Source organism: Pseudoalteromonas sp. J010, assembly GCF_003934235.1.
Taxonomy (GTDB): Bacteria; Pseudomonadota; Gammaproteobacteria; order Enterobacterales; family Alteromonadaceae; genus Pseudoalteromonas; species Pseudoalteromonas peptidolytica.
On the sequence record NZ_RDBW01000032.1, the window covers coordinates 46,812 to 69,080 of the forward strand.

Below are 22,269 nucleotides of genomic sequence, written 5' to 3' on the forward strand. Positions count from 1 at the left end.
AAAAAGTCAAATTGGCTACTTGTAAAAGTCAGTCGCGACTACCTCTTACTTTTTTCTGGGTAAGGTTGCTTATCCATATGATGAGAGGGTGACCAACATGTCACAGCATTTTTTATTGTCTAAAGAATATAGAAATATAAGCCTGCATAGCCTTATGCGTATGGCAGATGAAGAACTGTTTGATCTGATTAGAAAAATTAGGTTTGGTAACAGCACTGCGTTACCTTGCACTAGATGTGGTGCAATAGACAAACATTCATTTTTAAAAAGTCGAAAAATCTGGCAGTGCAAACACTGCGACCGTAGCTTTAGTCTGACTTCTGGAACAGTATGGGCTGATATGAAACTACCTTTATCAAAATTCATTCTAATTGCACATCAATTTTGTACGAGTGCAAATGGTATTTCAGCCATAAAAGTGAGTGAGGAAGCTGGCGTTACTCATAAAACAGCATGGGTCATTATGCATAAGTTTAGAGAGGTATTGATCCGAACGGTTGATCAGACCCCTTTCTCTGGTGAAATACATGTTGATGGTGGGCACTTTGGTGGAAAGCCTCGAAGCGGACAATTTAGACCGAGTCAAAAAGCGAGGTATGCTGCTGCGGCAGAGAAGTTAGCAGGTAAAACCCAAGGAGTTAAGCGCAGAGGTATTAGTAAAGCTAATTTTGAACGTAAGAAAAGAAATCGAAGGATTGTTATGGTTGTACGTCAAGTAGTGCCTGGCGAAGGCGCTAATAGAACAAGAGTCTTTTTGAGTTCAGGTGAAAATGAAGCTGTTGCAAAGTACATTGCAAAACACTGTATAGTCCACGGAAGTTTAGTAAGGACTGATGAAAATAAAGCTTATGACTCTTATAAAAGCATATTCACCCATGAAACAGTCGAACACTCGAGAGAATACTCAACTATAGATGGGGTGAATAACAATCAAGCCGAGTCTTTTTTTAGTCGTTTAAGGCGTTGTGAATATGGAACAACACACAGAATGCAAGCGACATATATGATTGACTATGCAAATGAAATGGCTTGGAAATAAGATTGGCGTAAAAAATCAGCTAGAGAGAAGCTATTCGCACTATTGGAGTCATCATTTCATGTTGGGTTATCAAGGTGGTGGCGGGGTTATTGGCAAGGCTATCGAAGAAAAGATGAAATGTTGATGGCATAAAACTTAGTGGGGCTATCATAAGCTTGTGTTGGCCCCTCACTCAAAAAAACATAACATTAACACTACAGATACTTCGTTAACCACTGTATATTTGTTAGTGTGTTGCAACTTCAACCGCACTTTTTAAATCTGAAAAAAGTATAAAAGTCGCAAATTCATAGCGTTCATGGGAGCTTAATCCACATTGAAGCAATTACTTGAAGCAACCACTCATTTTGTGCTTGCACCTTTAGTTCGATTTATTTAGTGAGGTCAATGGCGGAAAGAATTTAAATAAGAAATGCTTTTGGTAAGGTTAATATGGCGAATAAAGATACAAATAATAATTATCCAGCCACCGCTGTTTCGACATGGAGTGGGTATGTCTATCAGGGAAAAATTGCGCTCTACCACTGTCTGAAGTTGATAAATCAAGGCAAGATGGAGTTTGAACTCCAATTAGACAGTAGCGATGATTTTGCTATATATGAAAATGGCGCATTGACAAGTGCTCATCAAGTGAAAGCTAAAATAGGCACTTATCGCAGTGGCTACGTCGAAGCTTTAGAAAAAGCTGCTGCTATTGAATTTGATAGAATTAAAGGTGTTTCACGTTACTTTCATATATCCGTCGAACTAGACAACACTGACGATTTTACAGGTACAAGCGGAGAAGTTGTTCAATTCTACGTCTACGGCAGCAATAGATATTGCGGTTTGGGCGAAATAGAGCGATTGACTAAGGAAGTTATTAAACAGATTTGTAACGACAAATCAATTCAGTTTAGCGAAGACTTAATAAATTATAACTACTGCCTTCTTTCCGAAAAAATAAGCTCTAAGGCCATAGAAATACATCGCTTGGTACAGGATGACCGTGAAAAGGCAAATAGAGCCGCTTACGAGAACCGTATTTCTGCACAATCGTTATTAGATGATCTATTGAACAAAAACCCATATAACAATAAAGAGTATTTTGCTGTAGATTTGAAGGCAAGGTTGTGTAGCCACCTTGAAGGCAGACTCGATCAGGCTCTTCCAGGAATGAGTGATGAGGTTTATACGAGAGCTCGAAAACTTTTCGAACATATCCGCATTACCGATGCCAGCGAATTGAAAGTGCTTTGTCAATTAATGAAACCGTCGGAGCGGTTTTCAAGTGTTCAAAGGGCTGATATCAGACGCTATTCCGAACTTATTGAGACTATGAATATTGAACCGATTCTCCAACAATTCCCTCATTACTTGGATAACGAAAAAAGATTTTATCTGCCTACAGCGCTAGATTTACCTTTACTTGAAGACCGCGAAGGCTGTACCTCAGACCTGCATGGAGAAATGGAAAGTAACGAAGACCTTCTCAAGCTGCTATTCGAATACAGTCATCTAATTGCTAGTCGGTCTGTGGAATCATTTGTTATTAACACCAAATATACTCATCCCGACGACTTAAACAATCAGGAAGTTAAAGATCATATTAACAGTAATATCACTAAAGCATTTTGCTTAAGCATAATGACCAAGGAAGATGCGGAGGCTCGACTTAAATGATAAACCAAATTATTGATGAAGCACTCATTGCTCATGAGTTCGTACGAGAGCATGAGACTGCTTTCACTAAATTCTACAGACGCGAAAAAGGTTCTGCGATCAGATTTGTGGCTTTGCATAAGCTTGACAAACTTTCCAGCCCAACTGAAGTTAACGCGGCAATTAACCAGTCTGCACCTGATTCATTTCTTAGCCATCCAACTTTCAGGAAAAACTGTGATTTGGTCTGTATTCATCATTTAAACAAATTAGCTGAATTCAAAGATCATGAAGAACAGATATTTGCTATTGAGGAAGACCCTCATTTCTTCAAAAAGTATATTTTGTACTATAGCGATACAGAAGAAACCGCGATTGAGGGCTGCTCCTACAGAGACCTTTTGGAAATAATCGAGGACAAAAACCAGTTCAATAACTATAAGAACGACCCTCTAGCAGCCACACAGTATAGTGTGGTGGCCAAGATATTTATTAAACTCCCATTCCTCGAACTCCCTTTCACCAGAGAAAAGCTTGTTTCATTGCGTTTGCAAGCAAGTGAAGCGGTTTCAGAAGAGGGACTAGATGATACTTACGCAACCATTCAAAAGTTAACGGCGAATAATATAGATGAACTCTTCAAGGAGCTGATAGATAATGAACTGGAAAATAGCTAGAATTGAAGCTTCTAGCTTCAAAGCTTTCAAACTAATAAATCTGGATTTAGACACTTCATCGCTTTTAACTCTAGACGGACCAAATGGCTATGGAAAGACTAGTATCTTTGACGCAATCGAGCTAGTGCTTACTGGTCAGATCAAGAGAATTCATAATTTGTTCTCAACATTGATGATAAAGCAACAACAAAATTATGATGACAATTTATTTTGGAATACTCGTTCAGGCGAGCAAGATCTAGCAATCAAAATCGAATTTGTAAACGGTGATCGTCGTATGGTTTTGGCTAGGCACGCGCCTGTTAAAGCTTTTAAAGTTAAAGCAAATAACCGAGCGGATAAATACGAACATTTTACCCTTTATGAGCTACCGGACATCAATTCTAATGCTTATACAAAAGCCAATAAACGAGAAAACGAGTTCCTTGATAAAGTCTTTGGAGAAAACTTTAGGGAAAACTTTTCTTTTCTAAACTACCTGGAACAGGGACAGAATAGACTACTACACACTCGAGTAGATGCAAGAAAAGAAGCACTTGGAAATCTATTCAATATTAGTGATATTGCTGCTGAAATTGAAAACTGTAAGTCAGTTGCAGCCAAAATTACAAAGTTCATTGGCGATGGGGAGCGTAAAGCTAAGGAAGCTTCTCTCGAATCCGAGTGTAACACTTTACGTGAAATGGTGCAGGCTGACATAGCTAGTATTGAGTACAAAAAGCTTTCAACCGCAGAATCTGGCCCAAGTTGGGATAAGAAGAATCCATTCCTTGCTTATGACAAGAGCGTTCACGATCAGTTTCTAGAATCCATCGGTAAACTGAATAATCTCACTTTCCTGAAACCATCCATTCGTATCAGAGCTGAAAATGAAAAAATCGAGGCAGATATCAATCGCCACCAAGAATCGCTAAGCATCTTGGCTACACTGGGAACGGATGTAAACAAGTTGGCTGAACTGGACAAAACCAAGAACGAAATTGATCAGCTTACCAAAGCCACAGCTATCATCAACAAGGGGGCTTCTGATATTACACTGGAGCAAGCTCGTTCACTACCTGGATGGAAAAGTGAAAGGTTGAAATGGTTTGAATCGCAGATTACTAAACGTATTGACCTCCAGATAAAGAGTTCATCAAATACTAGCGTGGCAGCCGAACTTGCTAACTTGAAGCAACATTTACTCGCCGAGCACGCCAAGCTTTACCCTGAAGATAAAGTTTGTCCACTATGTGGTAACGAATGGGAAGCTCACGAGTCGATGATTGAAGCGATCGAGCTAAGAGCTCAGAAGATCAACAATATTTTGGATCAAGAGGGAAATAATCTTATTGTCCTAATCACCACTATGAATACTGAACTAACCACCATTGAAGCCTATATCCAAGAGCGTAATGCGGTTCTAAAACCTCGATACGATGAAACTTTGCATAATACATTGATGGAAGTTAAAACTCGTTTACCTTCGATTATTCAATTATTTGAACGATTAATGACTGAAGGCATTCCGATTAACTTTAAATTCAACGATGATCCTTTAGTAAAAGCCGTCCGCTTAGAAGAGCTAAGTAATTTAATGCGTGCTAAGAAAAAAGGCGAGAGTGCAGAGCTTCCTGAAGACTGGCGTGAAACTATTGAACTAGTGTTCAAAGACTTAGAAGACTTCTATATCCTCAACCCTCAAGATTTAAAAAATAAGGAAAGTTATATTAAGTACAAAGCTAATGAAGCGCAGAGTACTAAGCTCCAGAAATGTCTCGGAGATCTCCAAAAAATCCAGCGCGAAAACAACGCCGCTGTGAAAGCCAAAGAAAAAATTAACAGGCTACAAACTACTTTAAAAAAAGCCGAGCGAAAGTATGCAGATCAAACCATCTCAGAAATTGAACTCATTTTCCACATATACAGCGGCAGACTCATTCAGAACTATCAACGTGGATTAGGCCTGTTCATCGAGAGTCGTGATGGTAAGCAATTAAGGTTTTTGACAGCAGAAAAATCTGAGCATGATGCAGTGATGTCAATGAGTACAGGGCAAGTATCGGCACTTGGCCTAGCCTTCTTTCTATCGCTCAACAAAGTCTATGCAAATATTCCAATTATTTTAATTGACGACCCTTCTCAATCACTAGACGAGGTGAACATTGCTTCACTGACAGACTTACTTCGTTGTGAACTCAAACATTGTCAGCTTATTTTATCTTCTCATGAAGAGGACATTTCTGCTTACATGCGCTACCGCTTTAATCGGGCTGGATTAACTACAAACTCGCTTAACATGCAACGTTTAGCAAGAGAAGCATCGTAACATTCTGGTCAGAAGCCTAAGACTGGATAGTTCATTACTTCTACTCAACTAGTCTTATGTTCTTAAGAAATCGTATATGTAACACAGAGGCTTGTTGATAGCTCTTCCATGTAGTTGCATATACAAAAATTTGCAAAAAAGGAGACACTAAGTTCTCCTTTTTCATTTATATGCAACAGCTACATAATAGCGGCAGCATAAAAAAACGGCGCAAATTAGCGCCGTTTTACTCATAATTTAGGATAAAAGCAAAGCGGTCTTATAGACTGCTTTCGCATCAACTTTAAAATAAGAAGACGCTACGTAAAGGTAGGGCTAATAATACCATTTGTCCATAGAATAGCCGTTGCGGCTAGAATAATTACTAATAACACTAACCCGCAAGTTACCACAGAGCTTGCATAGATAAACCCACGCTCTTCAGGGATGTGCATCAGAATCGGAACGCCTGTATAGAGCAAATATACTGAGTAGGCCAGTGCTACCATACCAACAGAGACCACAAACCAAAGCTCTGGATAAAATGCTGCAAATGCTGACATAAACATGGGCGTTGCAGTATATGCTGACAATTCCAACGTTTGTGTATAAGTAGGGTTGGCACCGAAAGTAATAGCCATCCAGTGGGCAAGATAGGCCAAAATAAACACCCCGACAATGAGTGCGCAATACATCGCTACACCAATCAGTAGTGCGGAGCCATGGGTTAAGTAAACAGGCTCACCGGTGCCTACGCTCCAACCAAGATAAACAGATGAATAGTACCCCATAATACTGGGAATTAGCGCGACGAGCGCGATATGTGACAAACTGTAAAAGATGCTTTCGTGACGATTGTCGATTGTTTGCCATTCTTCTTGTGGGTGAGCGTATAAGCCCCATAGATGATTAAAGATCATAGTTAGCCCCTCAATGAATCGGTTTGTACTATTTTTGTACAACTCAATCTAGTTATGGGAGATGAGATAATTTTTGTCAAGAAAATGTAGCGGAATAGCAATATTACTATTTTCAGAATTATCTAAAACTTATCAGCGAGTCCCTCTATGGTGCACCTTGTCGCGAGAAGTTATGATAAAATAGCGCAAACACATTAGTCCTTTGTTGTTATGCTAGAAAAGTACACAGATTTACTGACACCAATAAACCAGTTTTTGGGTTGTGAAACACCACACACTTGGATACAAAAAGCGAGCCAAAGCGAACATTTACCTTTGTTGCTTATCGATCACATGCATTGTGAGCTAAAAGCGGCACAAAGCGCAGCTTTTTTGATCCGTAAATATGCAATAGACGATGCTTCTGCAAAGACGCTATTGAGCTGGTTGCAGCCCTACGAGGACTTTATTTATCGTGGTATTGGTGAAGGAGACTTCTCAGGCAGTAAAAATGAACTGATAGGGGAGCTTACTGCAAGACCCGAATATGCTTACAATCAAGATATTCTCAGCAAAATGGTCAGGCTTATAAAAGAGGAGCTTCATCATTTTGAACAAGTATTAGACATCATACGAGCTCGGAATATACCAATTGAGTATGTTCAAGCATCACGTTATGCTTCCGGTATGATTAAACACATACGTACTTTTGAACCTGCGGCCTTGGTAGATAAATTGATTATAGGTGCTTATATCGAAGCGCGCTCATGTGAACGTTTCGCAAAGTTGGCTCCGTGTTTAGATGAAGAAATAGCTAAGTTTTATATATCTTTATTACGTTCCGAAGCCAGACACTATCAAGATTACATCGATCTTGCACATCAAGTAGCCAATGCTACTGATCCTAAGCGCTGTGACGTGAGCGGGCGGATCCAGTTATTCCGTCAAGTAGAAAATGAGCTGATAAGCTCAGTCGATCCTGATTTTAAATTTCATTCTGGCGCTCCAGCCGCACAATAACAAAATGAAGTAAGTGTGCTTTATTACGGCTTACTTACTTCCTAGTTTTGTTTGATTGCATTCTAGAAATTCTGCTAGCTTGACTTGTCCTCTATGCCTATTATTCACACTAAGGTTTGAATATGGCGCGACCTAGCATGTCGTTTCTGATCAGCATAGTGATTTAGCCTGAATCCATCTCAGTTGGCAGCATGAGTAATCACATGAGAAATTTGTGAGTAAAAGTACATCAACCTTTTCTAGTTAAATATAACTTTATCTTTTTTGTTAATTTTGAGTTCCTGATATGTTGACAGTTGATTTTGTTGTTGATAGTGTTTTGTAACAGCTGGTAACAAAACAGCTGTTATTAAGAATAATAATTTAAGGAATTGAAATGAAACTTAAGAAAAAGAAAATCAAACTACTTAGCTTAGAAGGTAAATCTATTCCTAAAGAGCAAACACCTCAAATCGGCGGAGCTGGCTTACCACCTACAAACCCGCAGGGGGATTGCCCATACTCACATAACTCTGCTTGTTACTCTTGTGTAAAAGATTTACGACCAGCGTAAGACCGTTGTTATACCCATTTTCTTAATTAAATGGTCTACTACGCCGGCAGTAGGCCTTTTAAGACCCATTGAATGGGTGACACATAAGCCGTTGACCATGTTCATCAGCAACAATGTAGGAGCTTTGCGAGTACCAATCTCCTAGCACTGTACGAACATTTCCATCATTATATTCATGTACTTTTGGCCTGTGGGTATGGCCATGGATCATGTTTTTTACACCATACCGAACAAACATTTGCGCTACCGCTTCTTCGGTAACATCGAGGATTTCAGGCGGCTTTCCTTTTTGGTTTTCGATGCTTTTTCGTCTTGCATTGGCAGCAACGCGGCGGCGATACCAAAGCGGCATCGCAAGCATTAGCCTAGGCCACCACCAGCCACGGCTTTTTTTGCGAAATTGCTGGTACACTTCATCCTGCGTACACATCTCATCTCCATGTAAAATAACCGTTGGCGTACCATATAGGTTAATGACTGCTTGCTCAGGCAATAAAGTCATATTGCAGGCTTTGGCAAAATCTTGCTTGATTAAAAAGTCACGATTGCCATGAATAAAAAATACTTTAATACCTAAGTCGCTTAGTGCACTTAGTTTTTGTGCAATCCTTAGGGCGTATGGATCCTTTTCATCGTCTCCAATCCACACTTCAAAAAAATCCCCCAGAATGTACAGTGCGTCGACGCCCACCGTCATATGGTGGTCAAGAAACGCATAAAACGCTTCGGTGATATCTGTGCGGTGTTCAGTTAAATGTAAGTCGGCGATAAAGTAGGTTTTACCCATGTGACCTCAAAACTAAGCAGGCCAGCATACACACTGGCCTTGAACAAAAAGTGGTGATGTTATATCGATTAGTCTTAATACATGTTCAATTTGAAGAAGTAAATCTGACGCTAACTGCGTTAAAAATTCTTTCTTTCTCTACATAGATGTAAGGATCTTGCCGACAGCAGGGCGAAGTTGCGGTATTATCGACAAGATTTTCTCGCTTCAAAGTAGAGTATTTGTTTAAGCGAACAGATATTACTCAGCAACGTATGCTTTTTCGATGATTACATCTTCCAGCGGTACGTCTTGGTGGAAGCCAGCAGAGCCAGTCGCAACCCCTTTAATTTTATTCACTACGTCCATGCCTTCAACGACTTCGCCAAATACACAGTAGCCCCAACCTTGCGACGTTTCGCTCGAGAAGTTGAGGAAGTCATTGTCATTCACATTGATAAAGAATTGTGCAGTAGCTGAGTGTGGATCTGGGGTACGTGCCATCGCAAGTGTACCAACTTTGTTCGCAACACCATTGTTTGCTTCATTTTTAATTGGTGCTTCAACAGGCTTTTGTTCCATGCCTGGTGCAAATCCACCACCTTGAACCATAAAACCATCAATAACGCGGTGGAAAATAGTGCCGTTATAAAAGTCGTTGTTGACGTAGTTTAAGAAGTTTGCAACCGTTTCTGGTGCTTTGTCAGCGAAAAGATTAATGCGGATTTCGCCGTGATTTGTTTCTAAAACAACCATGTTAGTGTCCATTGTGTTGAATGTTAAAACTCTATTTTATAACAACTAAGCTGGTGTGAAAAAGCATTCCTTAATAATCAGTATAAAAAATAAAAAAAACAGCCTTAAAACACTATTAAAATCTAGAGGCGTTGCAACGTAGGTGATATGATTGGTAACTCTTTTGTTAAAAAATGAACGTATTTAGGAAGAAAACTACATGTTGCAGATTTTCAACACACTCACGCGTCAAAAAGCCCCTTTTAAACCGCTCAAAGAAGGCAAGGTTGATATGTACGTGTGTGGTATCACCATCTATGATTTCTGTCATGTAGGACACGCGCGAACATACGTTTCATTTGATGTGATGAATCGCTATCTACGCTACCTTGGGTATGACGTCACATACGTACGCAATATTACCGATGTCGATGATAAAATTATTAAACGTGCCGCTGAAAATAACGAGTCGATTAATGAGTTAACTGTCCGCATGACCAAAGCAATGCACGAAGATTTTGACGCATTGAATATGTTACCGGCAGACATAGAACCGACAGTGACGGGTCACATGGATGAAATCATCGATATGATCGCTCGTTTAATAGAAAAAGGTCATGCTTATGTCGCGCAAAATGGTGACGTATTATTTGACGTATCAACATTTGAGCAATATGGTCAACTTTCGCAACAAGACTTAGACATGCTTCAGGCTGGGGCGCGTGTTGAAGTGGCTGAAGGTAAAGACGACCCGCTTGATTTTGTATTATGGAAAAAGGCTAAAGCAGGAGAGCCAGCATGGCAGTCACCTTGGGGAGAAGGTCGTCCAGGTTGGCACATCGAGTGTAGCGCAATGAGTTCAAAGCACTTAGGTGAATTTTTTGATATTCATGGTGGTGGTTCAGATTTACAATTCCCTCACCATGAAAATGAAATTGCGCAATCGTGCTGCGCAAATAATGGCCGCTACGTGAATACGTGGATCCACACCGGTATGGTGCAAGTTAATAAAGAGAAGATGTCAAAGTCTCTTGGTAACTTCTTTACTGTACGTGAAGTACTAAAAGCTTTTGACAGAGAAACGGTACGTTATTTCTTAATTAATGGTCATTACCGTAGCCAGTTAAACTACTCACAAGAAAACCTTGAGCAAGCGCGCTCATCACTAGAGCGTATCTATACTGCGTTACGTGGTGTAAAACTGGTGGAAGTAGAGCTAAAAGAAAGCGCTTATGTTGAGCGTTTTGAAGCTGCTATGAACGATGACTTCAATACACCGGAAGCGCTTCCTGTGATTTTTGAGCTGTCAAAAGAAGTGAATCGCTTAAAAGATAGCGATGCGCAAGCTGCGGGCGAGTACGCATACATTCTTGTAAAACTGGCTGAGGTACTTGGTATTGCCCAGCAAGACCCTGAATCTTTCCTTAAAGGTGAGCAAGGCGATGATGAAGTTGCACAAATTGAAGCGTTGATTGAAAAACGCCGAGCTGCTCGAGAAAGTAAAGACTGGGCTGCTGCTGATGAAGCACGTGATGCGCTAACCGCAATGGGCGTTGTACTGGAAGATAGCGCGGGCAAAACGACATGGCGTAAAGCATAGCCATATTGAAAAGATGTTACCAAAGGCCTTCTTCATTGTGCAGAAGGCTTTTTTGTTTTAAGGGCTAGCTGAATTAATGTAACTTTACTTTTAGACTATCCCAAAACAATGAGTTCCCCAGTGGCGGTGCGTGGTAATATTACGTCGCTGTATTTTCATGGCTTTGTGGTATTGATTTGTTATTTGTTTAGGTATGAGCTTTGAAAAGAGTAAGCAACTCATTATGTAGGGTTTATACAGTGCGATACATGCTTGTAATTCTGGTGTGAGCCACGCACACTTAGTTTAACTAGGATTAAAGTAAAAAAGTGATGATAAAAGTGCCCCAAGAGATAGATATGGATATTCCATGGCTTGACCAAAAACTATTTTCGTTAGGCAAGTTTTCATTAGAAATCGGTGAGGCGCTGTCTTTTGTGACAGTGGTGATAGCGACGTTTATTATTTCCAAGGTATTGCGTCTGGCGTTCAACCGAATTGCGTCTAAGCAGGGTGTTATTCAGCACACGTCGGCTTACGTGATAGGTCGCATTATCCACTACATTGTGTTGTTTATCGGGTTTATTATTGCACTGACCGCACTTGGTTTTGAGATAACTGAACTGGCGCTCGTGGCCAGTGCTCTGGGAGTTGGAATTGGTCTTGGGTTGCAAGGTTTGGTAAATAACTTTGTTTCAGGGCTAGTACTACTGTTAGAAAAAACGGTTAAGGTTGGGGACTTTGTTGAGCTAAACAATGGTATGGTTGGTGAGGTTATTGCCATTCATATGCGTTCCACTTGGATCCGCACAAATGACAATGTGGACTTATTGATCCCAAACTCAGAAATGGTATCAAACACCATAACAAACTGGACCATGTCAGATAAGTACCGCCGCTTTCGTATTCCTTTTTCTGTTGCCTATGGCAGTGATAAAGCACTCGTTAAGAGAGCTGCATTGGAAGCTGCCAAAAATGTTCAGTATACACTCAATACTGCAGGGAGGGAGGCAACAGTATGGATGACGGGATTTGGCGATAGCAGTTTGAACTTTACGCTGGGAGTGTGGGTACAGCCTGAGCAAGTAAAGCGGCCGACAGCCCTGATTTCTGACTATTTATGGGCGATTGATGATGCGTTTCGCAAATACCAAATTGAGATCCCGTTTCCACAACGAGATCTTCATTTACGCAGTGGTTTTTCCACTACACAGCCTACTGAATAAGTTTAATTACACGTTGCGGAAAGGGTATTTCTATATTGGCATTGTTAATGGCAGCGAATACCGCCTTATTGATCTCTAATTTAGTTTCAATTAGCGCAGTGGTTGGTACCCAGTAACGGTAGCTTAAGACTACAGCGCTGTCGGCAAATGTTTCTATACCAACCTGTGGCTTAGGAGATTGACTGACTTTACTGTTATTGGCAAGCGCATTATTGATAAGTAGTAATGCCTGTTCGTAGTCGGCATGGTAGGCAATACCAATTTCTCCTTTTACAAGTGAGTTTTCAAATGAGTTGTGTAATATTTCCCCCACAATATGTTTATTTGGAATCGTGATCTCAACGTTGTCTTCATTGATCAGGGTAGTATGTCCAAGCTCTATCATTTTGACCTGTCCACTCACCCCCTTAATGCTGATGGTATCACCGATGACAAAAGGGCGTGTAGCGATAATAGCAAGTCCAGCACCGTAGTTTGCTAACATCCCTTGTAGCGCCAGACCTGCACCCAAGGAGGCCGCACCGATGGCAGCGACAAAAGGAGTGATACTAATCCCTATTTTACCAAGAGAAATTACTACGAACATGGCGATTATCAAGACTTTGATAACATTGCCCACAAAGTTGGTAAGTGCAGGATCGATGCTGTGCTTCAGCATCAATTTTTCGGTGGCTTTCGAGAGCTTTTTAGAAAGCCACAAACCAAGCAGAAAAATAGCGATTGCGGCGAGTAATTGGAAGCTGTAAGTCACCAAGTATTCACGAATGATGTTGTAATAGCGCTCAATTTGTTCAATCTCTTGATTAATCACGATACTTTCTCATATTTGTTGGTTAATTTATTTTCTGACGGTTGGCTTTTACGCTGAGCTGAATACTCGATAGACAAAGCTTATTTACTTACCACCTCATCCAAAGTTTACTCTATCTAGCAAATTATAAAATACAGGAACCCATAATGCTGTGATCACGGCAGTAATTGTCATTGCTGCGGATGAGAATGCGCCTGCTACTGGGTGATGTTCCATTGCCGCACTGGTACCAATTGCATGACAAGCGATGCCCAACGCAATACCTTTCGCTTGCATGGATTGTACGTTGCAAAGGTGCAATATATGCAATCCAAAAACGCCGCCAAAAACGCCAATAAGGATCACCATAATTGCCGCTACAGCAGGGATCCCACCAAGAAAATCGCTTATCAATAATGTAATTGGTGTGGTGACAGATAATGCCGCCATTGAAGCTGCAATAGCGTCATCTGATGCAAACATATTACAAATCAAAAAAGCACTTAAGGTTGATAAAGAAACGCCAAGCCAACTGGTAAAGCACAATGCAAAAAATACCGGCTTAATTTGGTGAAACTGTTTAAATAGCGGAAAAGCAAGGGCAACCACTGCCGGTTCAAGTAAATAGTGAATTGGCAACGTACCTTGCTGATAAGTTTTATACTCAAACTGAGTGAGTAATAAAAAAGTGGAGATAGTCAAAATACACAGCAATACGGGGTTGAACAATGTTATAGGGAAACGTTGATATAGCGCCCGCATCGTGACAAACAATACGACGGTGAGTGTTGAGTAAATCAGTATATTAATCACGGAACTTAATACGGTTAACGATAGGACTTAACGACGTCAATATCAGAGTCGGCACGATAGTAAGTAGTAATGCCAGCATTACCCATTGGGACTGAAATAAGTCAATATGCTCAACGACACCAACACCGGCAGGAATGAAAAATAACGCCATGTACTTCAAAATGGGGTTGGCCGCAGGTGCTATCCACTCAGGTTTTACCACGCCAAGAAATAACAATATGACCAAAAAACCCATCCCAAGTAGTGCCGCTGGTAGCTTAATCTCGCTCAGCATAACGATCCATTTGGCACCCAATAAGCATCCTAGAATAATAGCAAAGCCGAATGAAAATTTAATGATGAACTGCAACCTTTGCATCAGTGCTTCATGCTCCCAAGTGATTGTGAAGTCTTTATTTTACGTATTTTGGTTGTGCAAGCTATCATACTTTTGGACACCGCTCGGGACTTACCACTTTTTGCGCGGTTGATAAGGCTGCTGCTCTGTTGATGAGGCGTTGCTCATTGCTATTTTAGTGTTGTTGGCGACCAGTAATTTAATCTGTGACCAAGTTTCAAGCCACAGTAATTTCCTAGATGGCTGATTGTAGGCTTGATTATATACTTTCTTTATTGCAGCAATGGCGTCAGGCGAGCGGTTGCTGAATTGGCACAGTAGTTGGTCTAGTCTCATATCTATGTCGTCACATAGTTCTGTGATTAAGCCATCTTTTAATGCGCTTTGTGCATCTATTCGCTGTGCGTGTATGGTCATCATTAATGCTTTGTCTTTATTCATACTAGCTGGCAATAATAAGCTTGCGCCCATGTCAGGGCACAATCCCCACTTTGCCTCCATAATAGCGAACTGGGCGCTGTTGTCAGCGAGACGAATATCTGCACCAAGGGCAATATGGCAGCCTCCCCCTAAGCAATTTCCTGTGATGCGAGCAATAACAGGAACAGGCAACGATTGCCAACCGAGGACAACACGTTGTACTAAGTTCGCATTTCCTGGGAGCCATTTTCTTAATAATTTTAAAATACCTGTTGGTTTCTTTAATACACTTTTGACATCGAGACCAGCACAAAAGTGTGCGCCTTCACCTTGGATCACAACCGCACGGATAGCTTTGTTTTTTGAAATAGTTTTTATTGCATTGTCTAAACCAACAAACATATCTACTGATAGTGCATTTTGTTTCTCGGGACGAGATAAAGTGACATAAGCGATATTATTGGTCTCAGTGTATGAAATCATAGTGAAATGTCCCTGTCTTTTATTATGGCATGAAGCGCTGTTTTTAGAGTAATAACTTAAAAGCGTCTTGAGATCCAACTGTTCGTGATATTTCTTCACCACTTAGCGCTAATTTATGTTTGATTATCGCGACGGGATATTTATGTTTTTGCACATTTTGCTATTATTGCGCTAATGTAAAAGCCACAGGCTAGCCCCATGACAGCAAGACTTTGTACAATCGAAGAAGTAACCCACCAAGCATATGACATTTTCCTTGAGTTAGCACCAGATAACTTGGAAGAACACGATATAGAAACGTTTAATGAACATCGTGAAGCCCGGGGGTTTATTGAGGAGAGTGAGCCGGACGAAAGCTGGTCCAGTGTCACTACATACGAACAAGAAGCCGAGCCTGAGCACTTTGTTCAAGTACTGGTGGGTATTGAGTTTGACGATTCTGATCAGGTGTATGCGAAGATCCTCATCAGCAGAGATTTAGACGCACCTTTTTGTCATATTATTTGGAAGCAGTGAAGCAAAAGTAGTTACGCGTGGCATTATATAGATTTATAACTTTTGTGTTCATTGGCCTGTTATCGTCGCCAAGTGAGGCTACCGATCCATTTGAAGACTTTCATGAGTATGGCAATATGCCTGATGACGAGATACACACAAAACATCAGGGTGAAATGCTTTATGGAGATGTTGAGTTTGGATTTATTGTTAACAAAGGCAATACGCAAAACACCTCCTTTAAACTAAAAAGTAATTTGTACCAAGACTTACCCACGTGGCGTAATCAGTATAAATTTGATGGCTTGTATCGACGTGAAAAAGACACTGAAACGGGAGTCGAGGACGTCTCTGCCTCTCGTTACTTTGGCTCAGCGCAAGGTAATTACAAGCTTGGCAATGATAAATCGTCATTCTTCGTTTATGGAGACTATGAGCGAGACAGGTTTAACGGCAAAGAATACACCTCAACAATTGCCCTTGGCTATGGTAGCCGTATGTTTGAGGGAAAGAAAAATACAGTTGATATAGATATAGGCCCTGGTATGTCTATTTCACGGGTAGATAATGAAATAGCATTGGAACCCGATGAGAAAAGAACAGAAAAAGGTCAGTTGTTACGGATGGCATTGCAATGGGAGAGGAACGTATCAAAGCGCACTCGCTTTAATCAGGATGTGAGCTACGAGCAATCTTTATCAGGCCTAAACTCTCGGCTTTTTGCTGAATCAGCACTTGTTACTCAAGTTTTAGGTGGTATTGCGTTGAAGTTTGCATTTATCTACCGCTATAACTCACAACCTGAAGACGACAAAGAGAAAGTGGATACTGAGCTCGGTGCGACATTGGTTTACAGCTTTAATTAAAGAAGACTAGAAATGTATAGAAATACTCAATTTGCATGGGTCATTTGGCTTTTGCTGGCGTTTATCGCAAGTTTTACCACATTAGCAATCTACCTTACGGGCACAAATATAGCTTTTGTTGGATTTTTGGTGATCCTAGCGATAGTTGCCTTTATTTTTTATGGGCTAACGGTTGAGGTTAACCCACAGCAACAAACGTTGAGCTGGTGGTTTGGTCCATCGGTTGCCAAAATTACGCTGAAATTTGATGATATTGATTACGTACAACCTGTGAAGAATTCATTACGCCATGGCTTAGGCATGCGGATCAGCACCGATGGTTGGGTCTATACTGTAGCGGGGTTTGATGCACTTGAGGTGGTCATGAAAGATGGCACTAAGTATCGTGTTGGTACCAATGATAAAACACAGTTGGTGGCTGCGATGGAAAGTAAATTGATTAACAAACAAAGCGCTGAATAGTCAGCGCTTTTTCGTTCACTTTAGTAACTTGATTGCTTGATGCAGATCAGTGGTCGTGACCACAGCCGCCTTCACCATGTACATGACCATGTGCAACCTCAGCTGCTGTGGCTTCGCGTACTTCAATGACCTCTACGTCGAAGTTTAGTGTGATCCCTGAAAGCGGGTGGTTKGCATCAACAATGACTTCTTCATCTTCAATCCCGATGATAACAACGACTTGATCGCCTTCATCAGTGGTCGCTCTGAACTGCATCCCGACTTCAATTTCCATTCCTTCAAACATGGACTTAGGTACAGCTTGCGTTAACTCATCATAGCGCTCACCGTAGCCTTCTTGAGGTTCAATCGTGACACTAAAGGTGTCGCCTGATTGTTTACCTTGTAGTGCATCGTCTAAACCTGGGATCAAGTAGCCAGAACCAAGCATGGCCACTACTGGCTCATCATCAAATGTACTATCAATTGTATTGTTGTCTTTGTCTTGAACTGAGTAGTGAATAGTTACTACTGAGTTAGGGCCAATAATCATATAAGATCCCGTTAGTTGTCTTCTAAAGAATAGGGTAGAGGTTGAATGGTAAGGTCTACCTCAGGTGAATTTTTTGCTCTTAGTATTGCATGCGCAGGCGTGTCATTAGGCATCACTGCTAACGCATAAAACTGGTTAGTATTGCTGTCAAAGGTCTGATGGATTATTTTGCCACCACGACGCCAGTTATCTTCAATTTGTAGCTCGATATCTGTTTCTTCGATGTGTTGACTCGCACTTCCGCTAACAATGTACATTGCACGCTTATTCTTTCCGAGATAGCRCATGCGTGCCACTGTCTCTTGACCAGTATAGCAACCTTTTTTAAAGCTGATCCCATCTAAAGCTTGGAGATTAACCATTTGTGGTACAAATTCATCAAGGTGTTCAGAGCTCAGAGTAGGCTCGCCCGCGAGAATACTGCTTGTAATAAACGGAGTAGAGTCAGCCTCTAGAGGCAGCGATGCAGGTATACCAGCATTGTTAAATGAAAGGAGGATAAAGCGGTGTGCATCAAGCTTGAGCAACTTACCGTTTTCGACGTCAAATGCTGTTGAGTCTGTGTCTAAATTAACGTCAAATACGTCTTTTATGGTCTGGGTGTCTTCAACGAGCATGCCATAGGTTTCACATTCAGCGAAGTCGATTTCAACCTTAGCGAAGACACCATACTTTTTCAGCTCACGTAGAGAAGTCTCTGCTTCAGCTTCACTTGCTATCATCAAGTATTCATCTTCAAAGCGGGTGATACGAGATACCGCCCATAACTTACCTTTTGGGCTGCAATGCCCTGACCACATGAAGTTGTCGTCTTTGATAAGGTTAATGTCTTGGGTAACCTGACCGTGCAAGTAGCTCAGTTTATCTTGACCTGAAATGCGAATAATCCGAAGCGGTAGCTTAAAAGCACGAGCAATAGACATAATGTTGATCCCTATAAAAGTGTTTTCGTAATGTTATCGTAAAAACTGAAGTGGAGATAGGGAGTGTCGATTTCAAGACGCCATTTCTATAAGTTTTATGGCATAAGCACAGTAGAGTGGGTATAATTTTATCATTAGTTTATGAGGGGTTAATCAGTTTATGGTTGAGTTGCTGCCAAAAGCTCGAGTTAAATGGGCTTGCCGTCGTGGCATGTTAGAGTTAGACGTTATTTTAGGGCCGTTTGTTGATGAGGCATATGATGCGTTGTCTGACGAGGGTAAATATGTATTTCAGCGCTTAGTTACCTGTGAAGATCCAGATTTGTTCGCTTGGTTTATGGGTCATGAAGTATGTCCCGATCCAGAGCTAAAAAGTATGGTTACATTTATCCTTGGTCGGATCCGCGTCTAGAGTCGAATTTCAGTATAACCAACAGAGCCACAAGTTCTTTGTGGTTCTTGCGCTATGCCTCACATTCCTATTTTTATTGTTATTCCCTCTGCTTTGGTGGTTCATCGCACCAGTATGTTTTGTGCTCAGTTATTGGTGCTGGAGACAGTATCAAGCTCTCACGCCAACCTGTGGAACTTTGTTGTTGCTGCCAGAAAAAAACTATATAGAGGTACAATCACTAACGATGAATGTGACTGGGCGGTTAATGGCCGCAACAATCTGGTTTGACATTCAAATTGAGCTCAAGTTACAGGATGAACACCATCTAAAACAGCGGGTGTTTATCAGACGTGACGCCGTTCGAGAGTCAGATTGGCGACTGCTTTGCCGTCTTATGCTAAATGCTAGGTAACCTGAACTTCGCGTGTTAATCCCTTTCTTATACCAATTATCCTTATTAAGCTGTTTATTTTGAGGCGAGCAATTTTTGTCGATAATATCGCTACCACGCCTCGCAAGCACCGAGGTACCCACGTCCTGCAGGCAAGGCTAGCTGGTATTAAAGGCGGCCAATTTTGGAGGCTCCACTGCCAATAGTTATCCAGCTATTGGTACGTAACGTCGCGTTACCTAGAGGGTACAGATACCAAGATGGTAGGAGGGAGCCAAAGCAAACTATTCTTATACCAATTTGCTTAATTAAGTGGTCTATTTTGAGGCGAGAAAATCTTGATGATAACAAGGCAAAAATTTTGCTATTTAGTTGTTCTAAATGAGAAATTTTTAACGCTGTTAGCGTCAGATTTACTCCTTCAAATTGAACAAGTATTAAGTCAAATTGGTATTAGTACGCGTTTGCTATATCAGGAAGTGTAGCGGAGAGCTGGTAGCGCCTCCACTACAAAACTACTAGCCGAATCTTAGGCTATTTTTCTGGTGATAATATAGTCGGTGATGGGTTGTCGGTCATATCTGGAAAGTCTAGGGTGTAGTGCAGCCCTCTGCTCTCTTTGCGCTCTAATGCGCTGCGGATAATTAGCTCAGCGACTTGCACCAAGTTGCGCAGTTCTAATAGGTTATTGCTTACTCGGAAGTTAGCATAATAATCGTGTATTTCCTGTTGCAATAATTCGACGCGTCGCAAGGCACGTTCTAGCCGTTTTGTAGAGCGCACAATCCCTACATAATCCCACATAAATAGTCTTAATTCGTGCCAATTATGGGTGATCACCACTTCCTCATCAGAGTTACTGACGCGGCTTTCGTCCCAGTCAGGGAGAAGAGCAGGCGCTTTGCTGTCGTTTATTTTTGCCAAAATATCTTTGGCCGCTGCATGTGCGAAGACGATGCACTCAAGGAGCGAGTTACTTGCCATGCGATTTGCTCCATGAAGACCTGTATACGCAACCTCACCAATGGCATATAAATTGTCTATATCGGTTCGGCCGTTAAAGTCAGTCATTACTCCTCCGCAGGTGTAATGTGCAGCTGGAACAACGGGTATCGGCTCTTTGGTAATGTCCAACCCTACACTTAGACATTTAGCGTAGATAGTAGGGAAGTGTTCAATAATAAACTCTTTGTCTTTGTGAGAAATATCGAGATAAACGCAATTCGCGCCCAACCGCTTCATTTCATAATCGATTGCACGAGCAACTACATCTCGAGGTGCCAATTCTTCACGCTCGTCAAAGTCTGGCATAAAGCGTGTACCGTCTGGACGTTTTAACAGTGCACCTTCACCACGCATGGCTTCTGTGATCAAAAAGTTTTGTAATTCTGGATGGTATAAGCTCGTTGGGTGGAATTGATTAAACTCCATATTGGCGACTTTACAACCCGCGCGCCACGCCATCGCGATGCCATCACCGGATGACACGTCGGGGTTTGAGGTGTATAGATAGACTTTACTCGCGCCACCGGTGGCTAAAGCGACAAACTTAGCTGTAATACTTTCGACCCGATCCGCTTTACGGTTGTAAACGTAAACTCCTTTTATAAAGCTTGGGTTTGCGGTTTTGTCTTGGACTAAATCAATCGCATTATACTGTTCTAATATGTTAATTCTTGGATGTAGTTGTACTTGGCTAATTAAGGTGGTTTGCACAGCTTTGCCAGTGGCATCGGCGGCGTGCAAAATTCGGCGGTGACTGTGGCCACCTTCTCGAGTGAGATGAAATCGCTCTTTTCCTTTGCTGTCGACTTCCATATCAAACGGAACGCCCTGTTCTATTAACCAGTTAAGGCAATTTCTTGCATTAGAGGCTGTGTAGTGTACCGCTTCGCGATCACATAAGCCCGCACCTGCAGCAAGGGTGTCTTCGACATGAGACTCAATACTATCGTTTTTCTTATCAAATACCGCAGCAATACCGCCTTGAGCATATAACGTAGAACCTTCTTTTAAAGCACCTTTGCTAATCACTGTGACTTGGCAGTGATTCGCTAGGGATAAAGCGAGCGAGAGGCCAGCTGCGCCGCTACCGATAATAACAACATCGGTACTATGGTGAGTCGTATTTTTCATATTCGAAGATCTTAACTGTTTTTACGTTTAATTCTGTTATTTATATCACATCTGCTATCATAGAAGGCAGAGAGTTTGTTCCGTTTAATGAGAATCATTTAGAACTTTTTGTGAGATAGCTTACGCGTTAGCGCTAAAAAGCTGCCGTGAATTAGTACGCAAAGATGGATGAATTCGTTTATTTTAAAAAAAAATACAAAAAAACAGAACTTTTTATTCGGTACTAAGTCAGAGTAGCTGTAAATGATGGCAACTAGTTACGATTTAGAAAAATACAAAGAGGAGTACCGGCTCGAATGAGCGAGCAGGATTTAGATCTAAATATAGTTAAACGCGTTCAACAGGGAGATAAAAACGCATTCAACCTGTTAGTTGCTAAATATCAAAATAAAGTTGCAGCGCTGATTTCTCGTTATGTAGCAAATCAAGGCGATGTGGCTGATGTGGCACAGGAAACGTTCATTAAAGCTTATCGAGCGTTACCTAACTTTAGGGGAGAAAGCGCATTTTATACTTGGCTGTATAGAATCGCGGTTAACTGTTCAAAAAATTATTTAGTAGCGCAAGGCAGAAAACCACCTGCCAATGACGTAGATGCAGAAGAAGCAGAGTTTTATGATGGTGCTGATCAGCTAAGATCAAACGCATCACCTGAAAACTTGCTACTAAGTGATGAAGTAAAAGCAGTGATATTTAAAACGATAGACCGTTTACCCGATGATTTGAAAACCGCAATTACATTGCGTGAGATCGAGGGAATGAGCTATGAAGAAATCGCTGTTGTTATGGACTGCCCAGTTGGGAC

24 protein-coding genes are annotated in these 22,269 nt (G+C 41.3%); 14 read left to right on the forward strand and 10 right to left on the reverse strand.

All coding sequences use genetic code 11. The features are described from left to right. Positions 1 to 97: 97 nt before the first annotated feature. From EAG18_RS16980 to EAG18_RS16995, 4 genes are all read left to right on the forward strand, one after another. Positions 98 to 1,039 (forward strand): IS1595 family transposase, encoded by a 942-nt coding sequence (locus tag EAG18_RS16980; RefSeq protein ID WP_125253554.1) that lies wholly within the window; start codon positions 98 to 100, stop codon positions 1,037 to 1,039. 432 nt (positions 1,040 to 1,471) lie between these two features. Continuing rightward, complete coding sequence (locus EAG18_RS16985) at positions 1,472 to 2,701, forward strand: ABC-three component system protein (RefSeq protein WP_125253555.1); 1,230 nt, start codon at positions 1,472 to 1,474, stop codon at positions 2,699 to 2,701. After that, entirely contained in the window at positions 2,698 to 3,357 is a 660-nt protein-coding gene (locus EAG18_RS16990) for an ABC-three component system middle component 1 (RefSeq protein WP_125253556.1), read from the forward strand. Before EAG18_RS16985 ends, EAG18_RS16990 begins: the two co-directional genes overlap by 4 nt. After that, positions 3,338 to 5,665: an AAA family ATPase gene (locus EAG18_RS16995; RefSeq protein ID WP_125253557.1), complete on the forward strand. Its 2,328-nt coding sequence runs from the start codon at positions 3,338 to 3,340 to the stop codon at positions 5,663 to 5,665. Before EAG18_RS16990 ends, EAG18_RS16995 begins: the two co-directional genes overlap by 20 nt. 299 nt (positions 5,666 to 5,964) lie before the next feature. On the opposite strand, the gene EAG18_RS17000 is transcribed toward EAG18_RS16995, so the two are convergent. Next, entirely contained in the window at positions 5,965 to 6,564 is a 600-nt protein-coding gene (locus EAG18_RS17000; protein ID WP_125253558.1) for a Yip1 family protein, read from the reverse strand. A 210-nt stretch (positions 6,565 to 6,774) separates the two neighbouring features. Between EAG18_RS17000 and miaE the strand changes: the two genes are divergently transcribed. Further along, on the forward strand, positions 6,775 to 7,563 hold the full coding sequence (gene miaE / locus EAG18_RS17005) for a tRNA isopentenyl-2-thiomethyl-A-37 hydroxylase MiaE (protein WP_125253559.1): 789 nt from the start codon (positions 6,775 to 6,777) through the stop codon (positions 7,561 to 7,563). Positions 7,564 to 7,939: 376 nt separating this feature from the next. Continuing rightward, positions 7,940 to 8,116 carry a hypothetical protein gene (locus EAG18_RS22205; protein WP_185745611.1) on the forward strand — a complete coding sequence of 59 codons (177 nt, stop codon included), beginning with the start codon at positions 7,940 to 7,942 and terminating at the stop codon, positions 8,114 to 8,116. 58 nt (positions 8,117 to 8,174) lie between these two features. Here EAG18_RS22205 and EAG18_RS17010 read toward each other — a convergent pair whose 3' ends face one another. Beyond that, complete coding sequence (locus tag EAG18_RS17010; RefSeq protein ID WP_125253560.1) at positions 8,175 to 8,903, reverse strand: UDP-2,3-diacylglucosamine diphosphatase; 729 nt, start codon at positions 8,901 to 8,903, stop codon at positions 8,175 to 8,177. Between the two features lie 240 nt (positions 8,904 to 9,143). Further along, positions 9,144 to 9,638, reverse strand: a complete 495-nt coding sequence (locus EAG18_RS17015; protein ID WP_125253561.1) for a peptidylprolyl isomerase — start codon at positions 9,636 to 9,638, stop codon at positions 9,144 to 9,146. Positions 9,639 to 9,837: 199 nt separating this feature from the next. On the opposite strand from EAG18_RS17015, the gene cysS reads away from it, so the two are divergent. Together cysS and EAG18_RS17025 are read left to right on the forward strand one after the other, a co-directional pair. After that, complete coding sequence (gene cysS / locus EAG18_RS17020) at positions 9,838 to 11,217, forward strand: cysteine--tRNA ligase (RefSeq protein ID WP_125253562.1); 1,380 nt, start codon at positions 9,838 to 9,840, stop codon at positions 11,215 to 11,217. A gap of 311 nt (positions 11,218 to 11,528) precedes the next feature. Then, on the forward strand, positions 11,529 to 12,422 hold the full coding sequence (locus tag EAG18_RS17025; protein WP_125253563.1) for a mechanosensitive ion channel domain-containing protein: 894 nt from the start codon (positions 11,529 to 11,531) through the stop codon (positions 12,420 to 12,422). Here EAG18_RS17025 and EAG18_RS17030 read toward each other — a convergent pair. The 4 genes from EAG18_RS17030 to EAG18_RS17045 form a co-directional block, all read right to left on the reverse strand. Further along, positions 12,412 to 13,233, reverse strand: coding sequence for a mechanosensitive ion channel domain-containing protein (locus EAG18_RS17030; RefSeq protein ID WP_125253564.1), 822 nt, complete (start codon positions 13,231 to 13,233; stop codon positions 12,412 to 12,414). The two genes, EAG18_RS17025 and EAG18_RS17030, sit on opposite strands and share 11 nt — an antisense overlap. A gap of 96 nt (positions 13,234 to 13,329) precedes the next feature. Next, positions 13,330 to 14,025, reverse strand: coding sequence for an LrgB family protein (locus EAG18_RS17035; protein WP_125253565.1), 696 nt, complete (start codon positions 14,023 to 14,025; stop codon positions 13,330 to 13,332). Next, positions 14,018 to 14,383 carry a CidA/LrgA family protein gene (locus EAG18_RS17040; protein ID WP_275557330.1) on the reverse strand — a complete coding sequence of 122 codons (366 nt, stop codon included), beginning with the start codon at positions 14,381 to 14,383 and terminating at the stop codon, positions 14,018 to 14,020. Before EAG18_RS17040 ends, EAG18_RS17035 begins: the two co-directional genes overlap by 8 nt. Before the next feature lie 90 nt (positions 14,384 to 14,473). Next, positions 14,474 to 15,265 (reverse strand): crotonase/enoyl-CoA hydratase family protein, encoded by a 792-nt coding sequence (locus EAG18_RS17045; protein WP_125253567.1) that lies wholly within the window; start codon positions 15,263 to 15,265, stop codon positions 14,474 to 14,476. A gap of 198 nt (positions 15,266 to 15,463) precedes the next feature. Between EAG18_RS17045 and EAG18_RS17050 the strand changes: the two genes are divergently transcribed. The 3 genes from EAG18_RS17050 to EAG18_RS17060 are packed head-to-tail and all read left to right on the forward strand — an operon-like array spanning position 15,464 to position 17,088. After that, positions 15,464 to 15,781 carry a DUF440 family protein gene (locus tag EAG18_RS17050; protein ID WP_125253568.1) on the forward strand — a complete coding sequence of 106 codons (318 nt, stop codon included), beginning with the start codon at positions 15,464 to 15,466 and terminating at the stop codon, positions 15,779 to 15,781. Positions 15,782 to 15,798: 17 nt separating this feature from the next. Continuing rightward, positions 15,799 to 16,626 (forward strand): DUF481 domain-containing protein, encoded by an 828-nt coding sequence (locus EAG18_RS17055; protein WP_125253569.1) that lies wholly within the window; start codon positions 15,799 to 15,801, stop codon positions 16,624 to 16,626. 12 nt (positions 16,627 to 16,638) lie between these two features. Continuing rightward, the gene (locus tag EAG18_RS17060; protein WP_125253570.1) at positions 16,639 to 17,088 is read left to right on the forward strand and encodes a hypothetical protein; all 450 of its coding nucleotides are present in this window, start codon (positions 16,639 to 16,641) and stop codon (positions 17,086 to 17,088) included. Positions 17,089 to 17,134: 46 nt separating this feature from the next. Here EAG18_RS17060 and EAG18_RS17065 read toward each other — a convergent pair whose 3' ends face one another. Together EAG18_RS17065 and EAG18_RS17070 are read right to left on the reverse strand one after the other, a co-directional pair. Next, positions 17,135 to 17,620, reverse strand: coding sequence for a peptidylprolyl isomerase (locus EAG18_RS17065; RefSeq protein ID WP_125253571.1), 486 nt, complete (start codon positions 17,618 to 17,620; stop codon positions 17,135 to 17,137). A gap of 11 nt (positions 17,621 to 17,631) precedes the next feature. Continuing rightward, entirely contained in the window at positions 17,632 to 18,543 is a 912-nt protein-coding gene (locus EAG18_RS17070; RefSeq protein WP_125253572.1) for a transcriptional regulator, read from the reverse strand. Between the two features lie 160 nt (positions 18,544 to 18,703). Here EAG18_RS17070 and EAG18_RS17075 point away from each other — a divergent pair, with 160 nt between their 5' ends. Beyond that, positions 18,704 to 18,955 carry a succinate dehydrogenase assembly factor 2 gene (locus tag EAG18_RS17075; protein ID WP_125253573.1) on the forward strand — a complete coding sequence of 84 codons (252 nt, stop codon included), beginning with the start codon at positions 18,704 to 18,706 and terminating at the stop codon, positions 18,953 to 18,955. 40 nt (positions 18,956 to 18,995) lie between these two features. Next, entirely contained in the window at positions 18,996 to 19,349 is a 354-nt protein-coding gene (locus tag EAG18_RS22485; protein ID WP_343327583.1) for a protein YgfX, read from the forward strand. A gap of 513 nt (positions 19,350 to 19,862) precedes the next feature. On the opposite strand, the gene nadB is transcribed toward EAG18_RS22485, so the two are convergent. Beyond that, positions 19,863 to 21,464 carry an L-aspartate oxidase gene (gene nadB, locus EAG18_RS17085; protein ID WP_125253574.1) on the reverse strand — a complete coding sequence of 534 codons (1,602 nt, stop codon included), beginning with the start codon at positions 21,462 to 21,464 and terminating at the stop codon, positions 19,863 to 19,865. A gap of 296 nt (positions 21,465 to 21,760) precedes the next feature. On the opposite strand from nadB, the gene rpoE reads away from it, so the two are divergent. After that, a partial coding sequence (rpoE, locus tag EAG18_RS17090; RefSeq protein ID WP_125253575.1) for an RNA polymerase sigma factor RpoE occupies positions 21,761 to 22,269 on the forward strand: 509 nt, incomplete at its 3' end.

Coding starts and splice junctions, on each gene's coding strand:
- EAG18_RS17000 (WP_125253558.1), bottom strand. CDS start 6,564: ATGATCTTTAATCATCTATGGGGCTTATACGCTCACCCACAAGAAGAA.
- EAG18_RS17050 (WP_125253568.1), top strand. CDS start 15,464: ATGACAGCAAGACTTTGTACAATCGAAGAAGTAACCCACCAAGCATAT.
- EAG18_RS16990 (WP_125253556.1), top strand. CDS start 2,698: ATGATAAACCAAATTATTGATGAAGCACTCATTGCTCATGAGTTCGTA.
- EAG18_RS17040 (WP_275557330.1), bottom strand. CDS start 14,383: ATGCAAAGGTTGCAGTTCATCATTAAATTTTCATTCGGCTTTGCTATT.
- EAG18_RS22205 (WP_185745611.1), top strand. CDS start 7,940: ATGAAACTTAAGAAAAAGAAAATCAAACTACTTAGCTTAGAAGGTAAA.
- EAG18_RS16985 (WP_125253555.1), top strand. CDS start 1,472: ATGGCGAATAAAGATACAAATAATAATTATCCAGCCACCGCTGTTTCG.
- EAG18_RS17015 (WP_125253561.1), bottom strand. CDS start 9,638: ATGGTTGTTTTAGAAACAAATCACGGCGAAATCCGCATTAATCTTTTC.
- EAG18_RS17010 (WP_125253560.1), bottom strand. CDS start 8,903: ATGGGTAAAACCTACTTTATCGCCGACTTACATTTAACTGAACACCGC.
- nadB (WP_125253574.1), bottom strand. CDS start 21,464: ATGAAAAATACGACTCACCATAGTACCGATGTTGTTATTATCGGTAGC.
- cysS (WP_125253562.1), top strand. CDS start 9,838: ATGTTGCAGATTTTCAACACACTCACGCGTCAAAAAGCCCCTTTTAAA.
- miaE (WP_125253559.1), top strand. CDS start 6,775: ATGCTAGAAAAGTACACAGATTTACTGACACCAATAAACCAGTTTTTG.
- EAG18_RS17060 (WP_125253570.1), top strand. CDS start 16,639: ATGTATAGAAATACTCAATTTGCATGGGTCATTTGGCTTTTGCTGGCG.
- EAG18_RS16980 (WP_125253554.1), top strand. CDS start 98: ATGTCACAGCATTTTTTATTGTCTAAAGAATATAGAAATATAAGCCTG.
- EAG18_RS17025 (WP_125253563.1), top strand. CDS start 11,529: ATGATAAAAGTGCCCCAAGAGATAGATATGGATATTCCATGGCTTGAC.
- EAG18_RS16995 (WP_125253557.1), top strand. CDS start 3,338: ATGAACTGGAAAATAGCTAGAATTGAAGCTTCTAGCTTCAAAGCTTTC.
- EAG18_RS17075 (WP_125253573.1), top strand. CDS start 18,704: ATGGTTGAGTTGCTGCCAAAAGCTCGAGTTAAATGGGCTTGCCGTCGT.
- EAG18_RS17045 (WP_125253567.1), bottom strand. CDS start 15,265: ATGATTTCATACACTGAGACCAATAATATCGCTTATGTCACTTTATCT.